Here is a 16,710-nt window from a genome sequence, read left to right on the forward strand (position 1 = left end):
GCTCCGATTTTAACGGAGATTTTTAATAACTATGTAAATCTTACATCTGAATAAAATATCGTAACATTCTATTATCAACATAAGATGGAGTGATGAATTATTGTTATTTTCTATAAAATTGGACTGGTTTGATGGTAATAATCGTTTGTGATAATAATAATCACGAATTAAATATACCTTAATATTAACACCGTTATGTTATAGTATGCATTTTATTAGATACAGTAATACGATGATGACAAATAACGATTTTTCAAATCTTGAGCTTGATGAGCTTTTAATAAAGAGCCTGAATCAGCAAAATTTCACTACTCCAACCACAATCCAATTACAAACCATCCCGCATGCACTTGATAATCGGGATATCCTAGGCTCTGCGCCAACTGGTACTGGAAAGACCTTAGCCTATTTAATTCCTGCTGTGCAACATTTATTAGATTTTCCACGAAGAAAACCAGGACCACCAAGAATATTAATTCTTACCCCAACGCGTGAGCTAGCCATGCAGGTTGCTGAACAAGCTAAATTACTCACACAATTTACCACTTTAAGTATTGCAACGATTACCGGTGGTGTGGCGTATATGAATCATGCCGAAATTTTCAGTAAAAATCAGGATATTGTTATTGCCACTACCGGACGCCTTCTCCAATACATCAAAGAAGAAAATTTTGATTGTCGAGCTGTAGAAATGTTAATTCTTGATGAAGCTGATCGCATGTTAGACATGGGGTTTGCGCAAGATGTGGAAACGATTTCCGCTGAAACACGTTGGCGCACACAAACCTTATTATTTTCAGCCACACTTGAAGGGCAAGGTTTATATGATTTTGCTAAGCGAATTCTTAATGATCCCGTAGAAATTCATGCTGAACCTTCACGCAAAGAACGTAAAAAAATCTTTCAATACTATTACCGAGCTGATGATCTTAAACATAAGACAGCAATTTTGGTTCATTTACTCAATCAGCCTGAAGTCACTAAAAGTGTTATTTTTGTCCGTAAACGTGAACGGGTGCATGAACTGGTTAGTTGGTTAAATGCAGAGAATATTCGTTGTTGTTATCTTGAAGGGGAAATGGTACAAGCAAAACGTAATGAAGCGATTAAACGTATGATGAACAACACCGTTAATGTTTTGGTAGCTACTGACGTTGCTTCGCGCGGATTAGATTTTGATGATATCACTCACGTGATTAATTTCGATATGCCAAAAACAGCCGATGTTTATTTACATCGTATTGGTCGTACCGCACGAGCAGGTAAAAAAGGAACTGCCATTTCGTTAGTTGAAGCTCACGATTATGAATTAATGAAAAAGATTGAAAGATATACACATGAATCATTAATTTTAAGGGTAATTGATGAATTAAGACCAAAAACCAAACCCCCTAAGATCGCTAGGAAGAAAAAACCGTCAGAAAAGGCTAAAGCTAAGAAAGAAGCACAAAAAAAAGAGGTAAAAAAGAAAAAACAGCGTCATCGTGATACTAAAAACATCGGCAAACCTAAGAAAAAATTATCAATCTAACAAAATTGATAGACTTAACTTATGAAATTGATTGTTTTAACCGTGTTGGCTATCACATTTTGAACGTTATAATGTAGCTACATTATGGATATTGTTACAGCATTTTTGACTTTATCCTTACATAATAAAAAAACTTAGGAGCTCAATATTATGACATTAGTTACTCGCAAAGCCCCCGACTTTACCTCTTCTGCTGTATTAGGTAATGGTGAAATCGTTAATAATTTTAACTTTGCTAATTTCACTAAAGATAAATATGCTGTTGTTTTCTTTTGGCCAATGGATTTCACATTTGTTTGTCCTTCTGAAATTATTGCGTTTGACCACCGCTTAGAAGAATTTAAAAAACGTGGCGTTGAAGTAATTGGTATTTCAATGGATTCTGAATTTGTCCACAATGCATGGCGTAAAACACCACAAAGTGAAGGTGGTATCGGTGAAGTTAAATTCCCAATTATCGCTGATGTTAAACACTCTATCATGCAAGCTTATGGGATAGAACATCCTGAAGCCGGTGTTGCATTACGTGCCTCATTCTTTATCGACAAATCTGGTATTGTACGTCATGAAACCGTTAATGATTTACCAATTGGTCGTAATATTGATGAAATGTTACGTATAGTTGATGCTTTCCAATTCCATGAGGAACATGGCGAAGTATGCCCGGCACAATGGTCTAAAGGTAAGCAAGGTATGAAAGGCAGCCCAGATGGTGTAGCCAGTTACTTAAAACAGCATGCTGGAGAACTTTAATTATTTCACCCTAATTTAAAGTTTTTATTTTTTAGTAAAACCGGAATCTGTATTCCGGTTTTTTTATTTCACTATACCCTCACGTCTCTTATTTTAATAACCTTCTAAGCTTAATGAGATAAAATACTAGTTAGGTAAAATGAGTTATTAAAATTTGTAAAGATTTTAAATAGTGAAGCGATTTTTTTATGTTAGAATAGCCACGTTTCCAATCCATTATAACATTTCGATTTTTAATGATTTTATTATAAATAGTTTACTTATGAGCAATTTATCTCCTACAATTGGGTTTGTCAGTCTTGGCTGCCCTAAAAATCTCGTTGATTCTGAAAGAATTTTAACTGAATTAAGAACACAAGGTTATCAGGTGGTTCCTTCTTATGATAATGCCGACTTAGTGATCGTAAATACATGTGGTTTTATTGATAGTGCTGTTCAAGAATCCTTGGAAGCTATTGGCGAGGCATTAAATGAAAATGGCAAGGTCATCGTGACTGGTTGCCTTGGTGCGAAAGAAGATCAAATAAGAACGGTTCACCCAAAAGTGTTAGAAATTTCTGGACCACATAGTTATGAGTCGGTACTAAATCATGTCAATAAATATGTGCCAAAACCAGAATTTAATCCATACACCAGTTTAATTCCGCAACAAGGTGTAAAACTAACCCCTAAACACTATGCTTATTTAAAGATTTCAGAAGGTTGTAATCATCGTTGTACATTCTGCATAATTCCTTCTTTACGTGGTGATATGGTAAGTCGTAACATCGGTAATGTACTCGATGAAGCAAAGCGTTTGGCGGATAGTGGGGTGCGTGAACTTTTAGTCATTGCTCAAGACACTTCGGCCTATGGCGTAGATACTAAAAATCGGCTAGGATTTTGGAATGGTATGCCAGTGAAAACCGATATCCAACATTTATGTGAACAACTAGCAAAACTGGGAATCTGGGTAAGATTGCATTATGTTTATCCCTATCCAAGTGTCGATAATCTCATTCCATTAATGGCGGAAGGAAAAATCTTACCTTATTTGGATGTCCCCTTACAACACGCGAGTCCAACAGTATTAAAATCTATGAAGCGCCCAGGAACCATTGAAAAAACACTGGAACGAATTCATAAATGGCGTGAAATTTGTCCGGATATCACGTTACGTTCCACCTTTATCGTTGGTTACCCAGGCGAAACAGATCATGATTTTCAACTATTGTTAGACTTTTTGTCTGCCGCACAACTTGATCGGGTCGGATGTTTTACCTATAGTCCTATTGATGGTGCAATGGCAAATCAATTACCAGATCAAATATCTGAAGATATTAAACAAGAACGTTATCATCAGTTTATGCAACTGCAACAAACCATCTCAACGACAAAACTCGCCAATAAGATCGGTAAAATTATGCCGGTTATTATTGATGAAGTCGATGATGAAGGTGCTATTGGACGAACCATGGCAGATGCACCAGAAATTGATGGTGTTGTTTATTTAAATGATGAACAGTCTGTTAAAGTGGGAGATATTGTAAATGTCAAAATTGAACATTCTGACGAATACGATCTATGGGGGACGTTTGTTCCAAACAATTAAGTAACCAACTTATGAAATATTCTTATAAAAACGAGACGAAAACTCTTATTAAATTATCAATTCCAGTCATCTTTGCGCAAATTGCGCAAACTGGAATTACTTTTGTCGATACGATTTTAGCAGGGCATTACACTGACAATAATGGTGATAGTGATGTAGCGTTATCGGGTGTTGCTCTTGGTGTATCAATTTGGTTACCGACCATCTTATTTGGTCAGGGTCTATTATCGGTATTAACACCGATCATTGCCAATTTAAATGGAGCGGGTAAACGTCAACAAATTGCCGATCATACGCGACAAGGTTTAGTTATAGCCACTTTGCTATCAATAATACTAATGACACTTTTATATCACTCAGATAAAATTATCGCATTGCGCAATGGCGCAGATAATGAGATTAATCCCGAAATGATGCATGTGGCAGTTTATTTTCTGCGTTCGATTATGTGGGGTGTACCTGGGTTTCTCTATTTCTTAGTCTATCGTTTTCAATGCGAAGGGCTATCTAATACTAATCCAACCATGTATGTGATGTTTATCGCACTCTTGGCCAATATTCCAATCAATTATGTATTAATTTATGGAAAATTAGGCTTACCTGCATTTGGTGGAATCGGTTGTGGTATTACTGGCGCAATCGTATTTTGGTTAATGTTTATTTTGATTAAGTGTTATACTGCAACGACCCCCACTCAAAAAGATATTCGCCAAACGCCTTTTACACAACTCTTTGAGTTCCAGATCTTAAAACGCATCATCGTATTGGGTATCCCTCTCGCTCTTGCTTATTTTTTCGAGGTCAGCCTATTTGCCATCATCGCACTTATGATCGCACCTTTAGGTAAAGATATCGTCGCAAGTCACCAAATCGTGTTCGCTTTAAGTAGCATGACCTTTACACTTCCATTAGCATTGGGTGTTGCTACCAGTATTCGAGTTGGTTATTTATTAGGGAAACAACAACCATTATTAGCCAAACGGACGGCCTATGTCAGTTTAACGATTGCACTTTTGCTATCATTAACAGTTGCCATTTTGTTAGTGGTGTTTAAACGCTTTTTTATTATCTGTTTTACCAATGATCTGAATATCATTGAATTAAGCCTACCATTAATTATTTTATTGGCTATTTATCAAGTCTTTGATTATCTGCAAGTAACGGCCAGTAACGTTTTACGTGGTTATAAAGACACCAAGAGCATCTTTTATATCACTTTCATATCTTACTGGGGCATTGGTTTACCACTAGGCTACATCTTAGGATTAACCAATTGGATTACCGAACCAATGGGAGCTGCCGGCTTTTGGATGAGTATTATCTTTGGCTTATTATTTGCAGCGGTATTACTAATTGGTCGTATGATAATGATTCAACGACAACCTAGCGACAAAATCTTGATGCAAGCAAATCAATAAAATCTCATTCAGGCTTGTTTGTATTATAAACAAACAAGCTTGTTTGATGATAAAAACAGCAATTTTTAATTTTTTTACTTGCCAGTTGGACTTAATATCGTTAATATTTGCGCCTATAGTTACTGATTAACAAATTATTTATACGCCCGTAGCTCAGTTGGTTAGAGCATCACCTTGACATGGTGGGGGTCAGTGGTTCGAGTCCACCCGGGCGTACCATCCTAAAGCCTTATATCAAAAAATTTTGAATAAAATCTTATATGATCTAGATTTTATATTTTGGCTAGACGGTTACACCATAAAATAACCATTACCGCTATTTAAAGCCTTCCAACCTTATCATTTAGAAAATTATGCTCAATGTTTGTTAACACATCCATTGCGTTAATATTGCTATTTCCTAGTTCTAATGTCCTAAATTTGACACAGGCGCTGCCCAAATCATTTTATTTTATCGATTCTATCGTTAGCTATTTATTAATGTTGTTATCAATGCAAATAGAATTACTTGGTATTGCTGTTTTTGGTCGAGCCTTGGAAAATCACTTCATCAATATTAGAATAAAAAAGACACTGATACAAATAATGACCAATAAAAACCTTTTAAGAGAGTTTTAATTTGCTTTGGTAGTCAATAGTTATTTTATTCTTGTGCAATGCGTTAATATTTTAATTTTTTCATTATCTTCTGACTTATTATACGTTCTCGTAGATTCAATTATTAATTGATACTCATTGTCTGATATATATTCGAGCTTTCTAGATCCGACTATTTTCATATTACCTATAAAAGATTCAAAACGTCCATTCATTTCGTTGAAATCCTGTTTTATTTCACCATCGCCATCAGTATATTCTACAAAAAGATTATCATCTTTTTTTAGATATTTAACGAATAATTCTGCATAACCATCTTGGGGAGCATAATCTTGGAATACACCATTCTTCCATTTGGCAACTTGGTAATTAATATCACATATCCACTCCCCAACAAGCATATCTTCGGTTACTTTCTTCTCCTCACAGCCGGAAAAAACAAACCCAATTAATCCTAGCAATAAAATTCTTCTCATACCATCCCCATAATATTTAGGTAATGTTAAGAAATCTATCCTTTAATATCAATTACAATTTAGATTGAACATCTGAATCATTGAATAAATACTTGAGTTGCACTCCATGTATCATTTTTAACATTATATTTTAAATCAACTGTATATTTATTATTCACCATGACACCAAAGCTATTTTTCGATTCTACATATCCATGAACACTATATTCACATATTTCTAATCCTTCTTTATCAATATCTCCGTAAACATAAACAGCACTATCATCTATGTAAGGAAATACCGCGCTTGACGGATATTTCAATTTTTTCTTTACAAAGTTTTGAGACATTACGAAAGCCCCAACATCAGAATCACACTTATCACCACAGCCAGTTAAAAACAAACCAATCAGTCCAACTAAAAATATTCTTTTCATACCATCTCCTTAAATTTTAAGTAATGATATGAAATTTCAGCCATTAAATCAATTATGCTAATATTAAATTCAATTTGTTTATACTATAATCAAATCACATATAAAAACATTTTAATTCAAGCCTCGAAAGTGAATAATGAAAAAAAACGAACTTATAATTAAAAATACGCCAGACTACTACATTGCTAGAGAAAAAGTTAATGGTGAAATAATATCTAAACCAATCAGAAAAAAATAAGAGAGATCGTTTATGAAGTTATAGAATACGTAAAAGACGATGAAACTCAACAAGCAAGCAAGGTAAAACTAAATGATGCAAATGATGTCGTTTTTGACTTTTTTAAAAACGAATCAGATGATGTTATTGCATATATTCTAGATATGTATACAGAAGAATACACTGCGGTTGTTGAGGATGAGGCGAATAAAATAATTCATAAAACGGAAAAAATATTGGAGCAAGAAGAAGAGCAACAACAATCAGCTATGTTTATTACTTCCATTGCTGCAATGATTTTTCTTGCTGTTATTTTAATTTTAATAGTCAAATAAAAACAACTACTAAATCAATGACGATTTGGTAGTCCTTTCTGGTTGTCGTTTCTTTTTAATTTACAATTTAGATTGAATATTAGTCGAATTTGACATAGCTTGCCAGACATCCCCCTGATGACTACTAATATCATTAGCGATTTCTTGCTTTACTGCTGTTTTGATAATTTTATTTTCGTTGCGCTGTGATACTCTAACTTTCACTTTTCCCGCTACGCCATAATCAAGCAAACATCTGGCTATCATGATAATATTCTGAATTTTTATTAACCCTTTTTTTGTTTTACTTGCAATTAGATGGGTAACATCATTTGAGCAACAACAGGTCAGCACTTTTCTTGCAACTTCAAGTTGAAGTGTTATTTTTTCATTGATGTAATTAATTACGTATTGATTTGGCTCTTTAAAGCGAGTTATTGCGTTATATGCATCATTAGAAAGCAGAACAGCATAGGCGTTAACTATCTCATGTGGTTCACCAAGTTTTGATAAGTTTTCAAATGAAGGAGTGAATACATAATCAATTTTTGTGTGCTCAATGTCCTATTTTTTTATTGAGATAACAATTTTGCCTATATCTAATCTAATCACATTTAACCCTGTTTTTTGTTTGGTTGAGTTGAAGGAACTTCACCAGTAATTTTTATAGATTTAGATGAAGCACCTTAAATTCAAATGAGACCGACACAATATCACGAGCTATTGTGTAGTTGTGTGCGTGTCTAGCATTGCTAGCGATTCGATATTAAGTCTATACTCAAAATTTGACCATAAAAAAACCATGGCAAAGAAACCATGGCATTTAACTAGCTTGAAAATTTTTTACTATGGATTATTTTTACCATACTCTTCTATGATTTCTTTTGCTGTTTTACCGTTTAGTTTTTCTTTCAATATTTGCTGAATTTTGTCTTCATCGTTTCCTACTTGAAAACTAGCCGCAACAACAACTCCTATTATTGCTCTATTGAAATTATCCTTATCTTGTTCCTCTAATGTTGCAGATATTTCTTTCATTGATTCTTGAAATGCTGACTTAGATGAAGCATCAATTTTTGGTAAGCCTTCACCACATCCAACTAAAATAAAACTAACGACTAATACAGTTAATAGCTTCCTAAACATATATAATTTCCTTTTTATAGTAGATTGTTAGTAATTATACATAATTAATCGATTAATAAACAAGGCAAGCTGATGGTTTTTAAACGCAACTTTATGCCACCTATATTCTGCGGCGCAGGTCTATGAATATAGACTATCAAGGGCTCGCTACCCGTTGAATCTGCTATAGAATAACTATTGTATTTTCGCTATTAATGCCAGAAACAGCTATCATTGTTGAGAAAATTAAATAACATTTACCAACTTCCCGAAGCTCCACCGCCACCACTGCGACCGCCTCCGCCACCGCCGAAACCACCACCAAATCCTCCGCCAAATCCTCTACCAGAACGTCCACCACCATAGGGACCACTGCCACCACCGGATCCGCTTATACCAAAAATGCCATAAAATATCGTACTAACAACAAATACTAAAAATAAAATCGGTAATGCTATTGAAAAAGGTAAACCAGAATACAGTGAAAAACCACCGGTTGATATGCCATTTAAAGCACCAACAAAGAGCCCTCGTATCCCTTGCGACTTTTTAAAGAGCCGTGATGGTAATAAACCTCCCATTGTCGCACAGATAAAGAAGGAAATCGCTGCATAACTAAATAGATGTGGAGCAAAATCACTATTTAACACATCTTTTAGTTGTAAATCTTTATTGGTTGCTTGTGGGGTTTGATTATCAATATTGCCGGTTAAGATCTGAATCATATCATTTAAACCATTATTGATACCTTGATAATAATTATTTTGTTTAAATTGGGGTGTAATGGAACGATTAATAATCCATTTGGCTTTTATATCCGGTAAATCGCCTTCTAAACCATAACCAACTTCAATACGTACCCGATGATCATTTTTAGCAATCAGAATTAATATGCCATTATCATGATCTTTTTTACCAATTTTCCAACTATCAAACACGCGAATAGCATAATCTTCAATTGATTCTCCTTCTAAAGTTGGGATCATCAAAACGGCTATTTGCGCGCCATCTTGCTTAGCAGTTTCATATTGAATAATCTGTTGTTCCAGATGATTTAATTGTACTTGAGTTAGCGTACCTGTTGTATCTACAACGCGTTGCGTAAATGCCGGTACGCTAACATCAGCAAACGCTAAATGGTTAAAGTATAGAAAACAAACTAAAATAATTTTGATTAAATGATTCATCATTATTCAAAGCTTACTTGTGGTGCAGAAGAAATTTGTTTTTCATTTTCGACACTAAATTGAGCTTTAGGTGTTAAACCTGAAAACATGGCAATAAATTTACCAGGAAAGCGGCGAATATAGCTATTGTAGGTTTGAATTGTAGCAATATAACGATTACGAGCGACAGTAATACGATTTTCCGTTCCTTCTAGTTGCGCCATAAGATTTTGATATAGACTGCTTGCTTTTAATTCAGGATAATTTTCACTTACTGCAATTAAACGACTTAAAGCAGAACTTAATTGCTGTTGTGCTTGTTGGAATCGGGCTATAGCCTGAGGATCAGATAATTGATCGGTATTGATTTGAACCGATGAAACCTTTGCTCGAGCTTCAGTAACTTGAGTTAGTACCTCTTTTTCATGATTGGTATAACCTTTCACAGTATTTACCAAATTAGGCACTAAATCTGCACGACGTTGATATTGATTAAGAACTTCTGACCAAGCAGCCGAAACTTTTTCATCATTGGTTTGTACTGAGTTATAACTATTGAATAAATATACGGCAAATATAACGACTAACGCAATAATGACCAATATAAATTTAGATTTCATAAATTCCTCTACCCTATTAAATAATGGATTAATATCAGCTGATATAATCAGAATCAAAACCTAAGTATAACTCATTGATTTATAAATATAAAATAAATTTAACGTCTTGTTTTCGGCAATTAAAAATAAATGAAATTTGCCAATTTTGAAATCGTCATTAAAAGAAACATTTTTTGGTTAACTAGATTTACAGAGATTGAAAAATTAACTCAATCTTTTTTAATGACTGGCAGTTATTATTAGCTATTGTGTACAGATCACGCTCTGGATTATCGAGCTATTTGCTGTGTCTTTAAAGCAAAGGTGAAATATGCGGTTATCGATGCTCAGCTGAGCCGAAAGTTTTTAACCGCAAATCTTCGGGATGCTACGTTCTGCGACGCAGTACTGAGCGAGTGGAGCACATGGACTCACCAGCTTGCAGATCGAATATAGGTAGGCGATTAAATATTGTGTTTTAGCCATTAAAGCTCTAACCAACTAAGAATGTTTAAGAAATTATTTTCCTATTACAATTGCGACTCAATCGGTAAATAACTTATTACTGTCGCCAGAGCTCTTTGCCACCACTTACTTTCAGGATCATGTTGCCACTTTATCTCTTCATGGTGATCGCTTTGATCAAGCCAACACAGTTTGTCATCCTGCAATATAACGTGATAGCTATAATCGTTGCTAATTCTTAGATTAAATTCATTTTGTAATGCTTGAATAATCGTTGGTTCTGCAAAGATAATACCCATTTCGGTATTGAGATTTGCCGAACGAGGGTCGAAATTAAATGAGCCAACAAAACCCAACTTATCATCAACCAAAAATGCTTTAGTATGTAAACTGGCCCCACTTGAACCAAGTAATGTATGACCGACCTTGCCAAAAGGCTTTAATTCATATAATTTGATCCCTTTTTCTAACAAGGGTTTACGATAAGTCATATAACCACCATGGGCAAAAATGACATCATTTGCCGCCAACGAATTAGTTAAAATGCGCAATGCAACTCCCTGTTGATGTAAGTGTATAAATTCATGTACACCACTTTTACCAGGAACAAAGTAAGGTGAAATAATATCTAAACGTCGGGTTGATTGCGTGATAATTGGTTGTATACGATTTTTTAACCATTGCGCTTCACCTTTATTAAATGCCTTAATGGCGGGGTCAGAATACACATGAATATCTTTGCTCCAATGGACTTGCCATACCCCTTGATTCCACTCTTTCTTAAAAAGTGATTGAACACTGGGTGTGTCAGCTAATTGATTTAAGTAGGGTTGTGCTAATAAATTTGCTCTTTTGCTTTCAATCGTAAGTCTCAAGTGTTCTAATGATTGTTTATGATTTTTGACCAGCGCCTCAATCGGAATAACGGCATCACTATTCCAAAAATCATCAAATATCGCTTCTGTGTCATGAACGGCTTGACCACCGATTAATAAATCGACATCAAAAAAATTACGATTCTCAGCTGCGCCGAAATATTCATCACCTATATTACGCCCACCAACAATTGCCATTCGCCCATCGGCAATCCAAGCCTTATTATGCATTCGTCTATCTAGACTTAAACCACGCAGTAACATTTCAATGCCACGCATCAGATTATTACCTCGTGCACGAGTTGGATTAAACATGCGAATGTGGATGTTTGGATGTTGATTTAGCGTAGCAAGTAAATCACTATTATCTTTAACATTCATATCATCGAGAATGATACGAACGCGGACCCCACGTTCAGCTGCCTCTAATACTTCTAATCCTAATAATTGTCCAGTCAAATCGTTATGCCACATATAATATTGCAAATCCAAGCTGCGCCCAGCTTCCCGGGCACTTTTTGCCCGAATTGCAAACGCATCTTTATCACTTGGAACTAATAAAAGACTACTTTCATTGGGGTGTAATGCAAATTCAATACCTAGGGCTTTATCAAGGTTTGTTTGCCCGTCTTGTATCGTTAATGCATAGCTCGATTCTCCTTTCACCTGTTTGGCGAAACGACCAAAACTATAGATAGCTAGTATCGAGAATAAAATAAATACCCCCATAACAATAAGCAACATACGTAACCGCCCTTTTTGCTTCATACTAATCTCAACTAAAAATTCATCAACTTGATTTTGAAGTTACTTAATCATTATAAAATTAAGTATAATAATTATTAATAGACAATATCACTAATCGGTAAAATATTTATTAAAGCACTTCGTTTTTATGACATTAAAAATTCTGTGATTAAAATTAGTATAATATTTTTTTAAGTGTTATTAAGTTAATGCAATATTCGATTCCTTAAAGCATGATTGCAATATGCTTAAAAATGAATAGTGAAACGCCTTCTTATAGCTTAATCATAATCGATAATTTAAAAATTAATTAACAATTTTCGATAAAAAGGCTTATAAGTTGATATATTTTAGTGACTATTCACCTTGTTAATTGGTTTTATTTAAATAAAATACTTATCATTAAATTGACATGCAATAAAAGAATATGTTTAAGAACTACCGAATTGATGTAATGGGTAAGAAAAAATTTGGTAACAATAATCGAAATCCTTATCAACGCTATAACATGAAGGTCTGCAAATTTAATCATTTCATATGGGGTTGCGCATCGGTCATCGCTTGTTTGGGATTTATGTTTTCTAGCTATTTTGACTATGAAACCGAAACAATTATTTCTAATAATTGGATGGTGATAACAGGGATGATATCGCTAATTCTTAGTATAATCTTTTGTTGGCTGATAAATTCGAAATCAGCCAGAAAATATCATCAAAAAACAGGCATATTGCAAATTATAAATCATATTGGACAATTTGCTTTTATCCTCTTTTTTATTTTATTTATTTCAATAATGTTATTAAAAATGTTGATTAGCTTCTATCCTGGTGAGACTAAACAATATATTACCAGTCAGTATAAAATTACCACACCGGGTCCATTCAGATTGATGACCAAGACTAAACGGGCAAAAAATGGTATCAAAATTCATGAGCCACACAGCTCGGAGTGGTTTTTCGTTCCTTTTACGAAAGATCCTGATAAACAATATCCTTCTAAAATTTTGGTAAAAATTAAAAGTAATTTATTTGGATCAACGCTGGTTAGTTATCATATGAATGTTGTCTTCATCAATCAATCATAAATCATTAATTTTCTCCTCAGTGGTGAAGCGATTTTTACATAAAATGGGTAACATTTAAGGCATTTTTAATCAGGAGATTATGCAGGGGATTTTCAAGCCAGAAGAGAATATTTAACATATTAGCCATATTAGATTTAAGAGCTAGTGAGTCCACAATGCGCCATACATTAACGCTGCGCAGTAGCATGCAGGAGCTAGATAATTTGATCAAGAAACTGTCAACTTACCAGAACACCATTCGCGGTGTATTGCGCCTGCTTTTAAGGCAACGCCATCACAGAGGAATCGAGAGCGTAATCCTTACCCAAGGGCAACAATGATCAAACGCGATTAAGAAATATAAGAAACTCATTACTTAATATTTAATAGGAAACTCAACCAGATTAACCGCTTTAATCTATCCAACACTATCAATCTGTTCCGTTTGTAACCACGTATATTGACCAATTAACGGCAATCTCAATAGATGGCGACGCAATATATCATGGGCGACTGCGGCTAAAATTGTCTGTTCGGTAGCTAAATGATAACGACGACCGTTATATTTTAATTGATAATAATATTTATGATTAGCAGTCAGTAATTGTAATTTAAAACGACCACTTGCTATATCGTAATCATGCAGCGCTAAAATAACCGCTTGTGGATAAGTTGACTTTAGTTGGTTAACGATTTGACCGATATCCTGATCAATACCTAGCACTTGCGAACAGATTATCGGAGCCTGATTGTTATAAAGTGGATAAGCAATTAATCCAGCAGTCTGCTGTTCAATGATAATGATTGGTTGATGATGTTCACGTAGTAATTGACTTACTAAAGGGGCTAATCCAATCGTTCCCACATAAATTAAATTATCCTTTACTAATGCGTTAAGTTCATACCAAAGTTTATCCATTGCTGGTTGTTGACTCTGTTTTGCGGTCAGTTTTAATTCAATAAAAGGCATTGCCGAACGATAACCAATCGTAATGTCGTCCGGTACAGTTAATGTTGATTCAATTTCATCGGCTAAATCACTTTCGGTACGCCCCATCGTGGTAAGTCGATAACAACATGGTTTATCCAAAATCGGAAATTTGCTTTGTAAATCTGCTATAATTTGCTGGCTAACCATTTGTTTAAATTCTGATGGCACACCAGGTGTAAAATAAATTTGGCAATTATTGATGATCATATGAAAACCACAAGCCGTTCCAACAGGGTTATCAATTATTGTTGCGCTACTTGGTAACATAGCCTGCTTCATATTACTTGACGGCATTGGCTTGCCACGTTGCGCAAAATATTGCTGCATTTTTTCAACCCATTGCGGAAATAACACTAATGATTCATGATTAGCTTGTGCAGCGGCCTGCGCCGTTAAGTCATCGCTGGTTGGTCCAAGTCCACCATTAACAATTAAAATATCATTAACTTGACTACGTTGTTGTAGTGTGGCAATCAATTGTTGGAGATTATCACCCTGTGTATAACGTGAGGTGATAACATACCCCTGCGCAAAAAGATAGTCGGATAACCATGTGGCATTGGTATCAGTAATTTGCCCATAGAGCACTTCATCACCGGTACTTAACATTTCAATATTTAAATTACTCTTCATCTGGATTATCCGATTCCGACATGTGTTCTTTACTTTGGACTACCCGCAACGCAAAATAGAGATCATAAGCAAATTCAATATAATTTTCATCTAAATAAATATTTATTTCTTTAAACCAACGTTTGAGGGTACGCCGCCTACCAGCCAAAATAAGAATCGTATTACGTGATTTAAAAGAATGAACTAACTCATCGATTCCCATTAGTACACTTACATCCTGATAAGTGAAACATGGTATCGCATCGACAATAACATAATTAATCGGATTAGGTGATTCATCAACTAAACTAATCAAACGTTTTTTAAAATAAGCAATATTAAAATAAGTTAGTGGTGAATTAAATCGATACATAATCACATTATCGACTGGTTGCACTTTATTCCCTAATGAGTGAATTCTTCCGTCATCATCGACACCTAGCAATTGATCACTTGGACGAAAAACACGGCGTAAAAATAGAAATAACCCTAATAATACTGATAATGCCATACCGGGAATAATCCCAATCAATAATACGGCAATTAACGTACAAGAACTTAAATAGAATGCTTCGCGATTCTGCTTAAAAAATCGCTTGATGGTTTTAATATCGATTAAAGACCATGAAGAGTAAATCAGAATAATGCCTAATACGGCTGATGGAATATATTGCAATGGTGGTAGCAAAACCATTACCACTAATGCGATCACAGCCGCAGCAATCATTGACACCAACTGGGTTTTACCACCATTGACATCATTTACTGCGGTACGCGACGACGTTCCACTTACCACAAAACCATTGGATAAGCCCGCCACAATATTGGCAATCCCTAGCGCTTTAAATTCGGTATCAGCATTTGTGTCGTAATTATTTTTAGCCGCAAAACTGCGTACAGTGATCATCATACTAATAAAACAAATTACCGCAATATTTAAAGATGGGACGACTAATTCACGCATTAACCCTGCATCAAAATCAGCCCAAGATGAAAAAGGAATCACCTCATTACTTAACTGACCGATAATATGTATACCAAACTGATCAAAACCAATGATCCAAGACAATAGCGTGATAATAATAACGGCAACTAGCGGCGCGGGATAACGCGGTTTGAATTTCTTTAAGCTGATTAAAATTGCTAAGGTCAAAATGGAAACAATTGCTGTAGCAAAGTGAATATCAGTTATTTTAAAAGGTAATGATAGTATGCGTTCAAAAAAAATCGCATTGTCATATTTAAAACCACACACTTTAGCAATTTGATCAATGATAATGGTGAGAGAAATCCCATTTAATAAACCAATTAAAATCGGGCGACTAAGCAGATCAGCTAACGACCCTAATCGTAATTTACCTGCCACAATGCACCAAAGACCAACCATAATGGTTAAAACAATCACTAATTGCCATCTTAAGATTGGATTGTCAGCAGCTAAAGGAATCACCACTGCAGCAACCACAGCACATGTTGCAGTATCTGGTCCAACAATTAATTGTCTGGAAGAACCAAATAAAGCATAAGCGATCAATGGTAAAATAGTAGAATAAAGCCCTGCGATCGCCCCAACACCAGTTAATTCTGCATAGGCAATCGATACAGGTAAGGACACCGCTGCCACAGACAACCCTGCTCTTAAATCATAATTGAAATACTCTTTTTGATAGTTTATCAAAGCGCTCAAACCTGGCATCCATTGGTACAGCTTTTGCAACCATCGATAATTTGCCAATTGTGTCATGTTATGATTT

Annotated in this window: 15 protein-coding genes and 1 tRNA gene; 7 read left to right on the forward strand and 9 right to left on the reverse strand. The window is 35.0% G+C overall.

The features are described from left to right. Positions 1-235 precede the first annotated feature (235 nt). The 5 genes from srmB to FcAc13_RS08380 all read left to right on the forward strand — a co-directional run bounded on the left by srmB (position 236) and on the right by FcAc13_RS08380 (position 5,512). On the forward strand, positions 236-1,531 hold the full coding sequence (gene srmB / locus FcAc13_RS08360; RefSeq protein ID WP_187755811.1) for an ATP-dependent RNA helicase SrmB: 1,296 nt from the start codon (positions 236-238) through the stop codon (positions 1,529-1,531). Positions 1,532-1,681: 150 nt separating this feature from the next. Further along, the gene (locus FcAc13_RS08365; RefSeq protein WP_187755769.1) at positions 1,682-2,284 is read left to right on the forward strand and encodes a peroxiredoxin C; all 603 of its coding nucleotides are present in this window, start codon (positions 1,682-1,684) and stop codon (positions 2,282-2,284) included. A gap of 262 nt (positions 2,285-2,546) precedes the next feature. Then, positions 2,547-3,875: a 30S ribosomal protein S12 methylthiotransferase RimO gene (rimO, locus tag FcAc13_RS08370; protein WP_187755770.1), complete on the forward strand. Its 1,329-nt coding sequence runs from the start codon at positions 2,547-2,549 to the stop codon at positions 3,873-3,875. Positions 3,876-3,886: 11 nt separating this feature from the next. After that, positions 3,887-5,293 carry an MATE family efflux transporter gene (locus FcAc13_RS08375; RefSeq protein WP_187755771.1) on the forward strand — a complete coding sequence of 469 codons (1,407 nt, stop codon included), beginning with the start codon at positions 3,887-3,889 and terminating at the stop codon, positions 5,291-5,293. 142 nt (positions 5,294-5,435) lie between these two features. Continuing rightward, positions 5,436-5,512, forward strand: a tRNA-Val gene (locus tag FcAc13_RS08380). 419 nt (positions 5,513-5,931) lie between these two features. On the opposite strand, the gene FcAc13_RS08385 is transcribed toward FcAc13_RS08380, so the two are convergent. Both FcAc13_RS08385 and FcAc13_RS08390 read right to left on the reverse strand, forming a co-directional pair. Then, a complete protein-coding gene (locus FcAc13_RS08385; RefSeq protein WP_187755772.1) occupies positions 5,932-6,366 on the reverse strand; it encodes a hypothetical protein in 435 nt (144 codons plus the stop codon). Positions 6,367-6,443: 77 nt separating this feature from the next. Continuing rightward, a complete protein-coding gene (locus tag FcAc13_RS08390; protein WP_187755773.1) occupies positions 6,444-6,782 on the reverse strand; it encodes a hypothetical protein in 339 nt (112 codons plus the stop codon). A gap of 381 nt (positions 6,783-7,163) precedes the next feature. On the opposite strand from FcAc13_RS08390, the gene FcAc13_RS08395 reads away from it, so the two are divergent. Beyond that, positions 7,164-7,334 carry a hypothetical protein gene (locus FcAc13_RS08395; RefSeq protein ID WP_187755774.1) on the forward strand — a complete coding sequence of 57 codons (171 nt, stop codon included), beginning with the start codon at positions 7,164-7,166 and terminating at the stop codon, positions 7,332-7,334. Positions 7,335-7,394: 60 nt separating this feature from the next. On the opposite strand, the gene FcAc13_RS12140 is transcribed toward FcAc13_RS08395, so the two are convergent. The 5 genes from FcAc13_RS12140 to FcAc13_RS08420 form a co-directional block, all read right to left on the reverse strand. Beyond that, entirely contained in the window at positions 7,395-7,874 is a 480-nt protein-coding gene (locus FcAc13_RS12140; RefSeq protein ID WP_343066781.1) for a DUF6246 family protein, read from the reverse strand. A gap of 285 nt (positions 7,875-8,159) precedes the next feature. After that, the gene (locus FcAc13_RS08405) at positions 8,160-8,459 is read right to left on the reverse strand and encodes a DUF6694 family lipoprotein (protein ID WP_187755776.1); all 300 of its coding nucleotides are present in this window, start codon (positions 8,457-8,459) and stop codon (positions 8,160-8,162) included. Positions 8,460-8,695: 236 nt separating this feature from the next. Beyond that, positions 8,696-9,628 (reverse strand): TPM domain-containing protein, encoded by a 933-nt coding sequence (locus FcAc13_RS08410; protein WP_187755777.1) that lies wholly within the window; start codon positions 9,626-9,628, stop codon positions 8,696-8,698. Continuing rightward, complete coding sequence (locus tag FcAc13_RS08415) at positions 9,628-10,224, reverse strand: LemA family protein (protein ID WP_187755778.1); 597 nt, start codon at positions 10,222-10,224, stop codon at positions 9,628-9,630. Before FcAc13_RS08415 ends, FcAc13_RS08410 begins: the two co-directional genes overlap by 1 nt. Positions 10,225-10,733: 509 nt before the next feature. After that, positions 10,734-12,311, reverse strand: coding sequence for a phospholipase D family protein (locus FcAc13_RS08420; protein ID WP_223064567.1), 1,578 nt, complete (start codon positions 12,309-12,311; stop codon positions 10,734-10,736). A gap of 406 nt (positions 12,312-12,717) precedes the next feature. On the opposite strand from FcAc13_RS08420, the gene FcAc13_RS08425 reads away from it, so the two are divergent. Beyond that, a complete protein-coding gene (locus FcAc13_RS08425) occupies positions 12,718-13,374 on the forward strand; it encodes a hypothetical protein (protein ID WP_187755779.1) in 657 nt (218 codons plus the stop codon). A gap of 397 nt (positions 13,375-13,771) precedes the next feature. Here the strand turns inward: FcAc13_RS08425 and FcAc13_RS08430 are convergent, their stop codons facing one another. Both FcAc13_RS08430 and FcAc13_RS08435 read right to left on the reverse strand, forming a co-directional pair. Further along, positions 13,772-14,977, reverse strand: coding sequence for a CinA family nicotinamide mononucleotide deamidase-related protein (locus FcAc13_RS08430; protein ID WP_187755780.1), 1,206 nt, complete (start codon positions 14,975-14,977; stop codon positions 13,772-13,774). Beyond that, on the reverse strand, positions 14,967-16,700 hold the full coding sequence (locus tag FcAc13_RS08435) for a SulP family inorganic anion transporter (RefSeq protein WP_223064568.1): 1,734 nt from the start codon (positions 16,698-16,700) through the stop codon (positions 14,967-14,969). Before FcAc13_RS08435 ends, FcAc13_RS08430 begins: the two co-directional genes overlap by 11 nt. Positions 16,701-16,710 lie beyond the last annotated feature (10 nt).

Source organism: Frischella japonica, from assembly GCF_014489845.1.
In the GTDB taxonomy this organism is placed as follows: Bacteria; Pseudomonadota; Gammaproteobacteria; order Enterobacterales; family Orbaceae; genus Frischella; species Frischella japonica.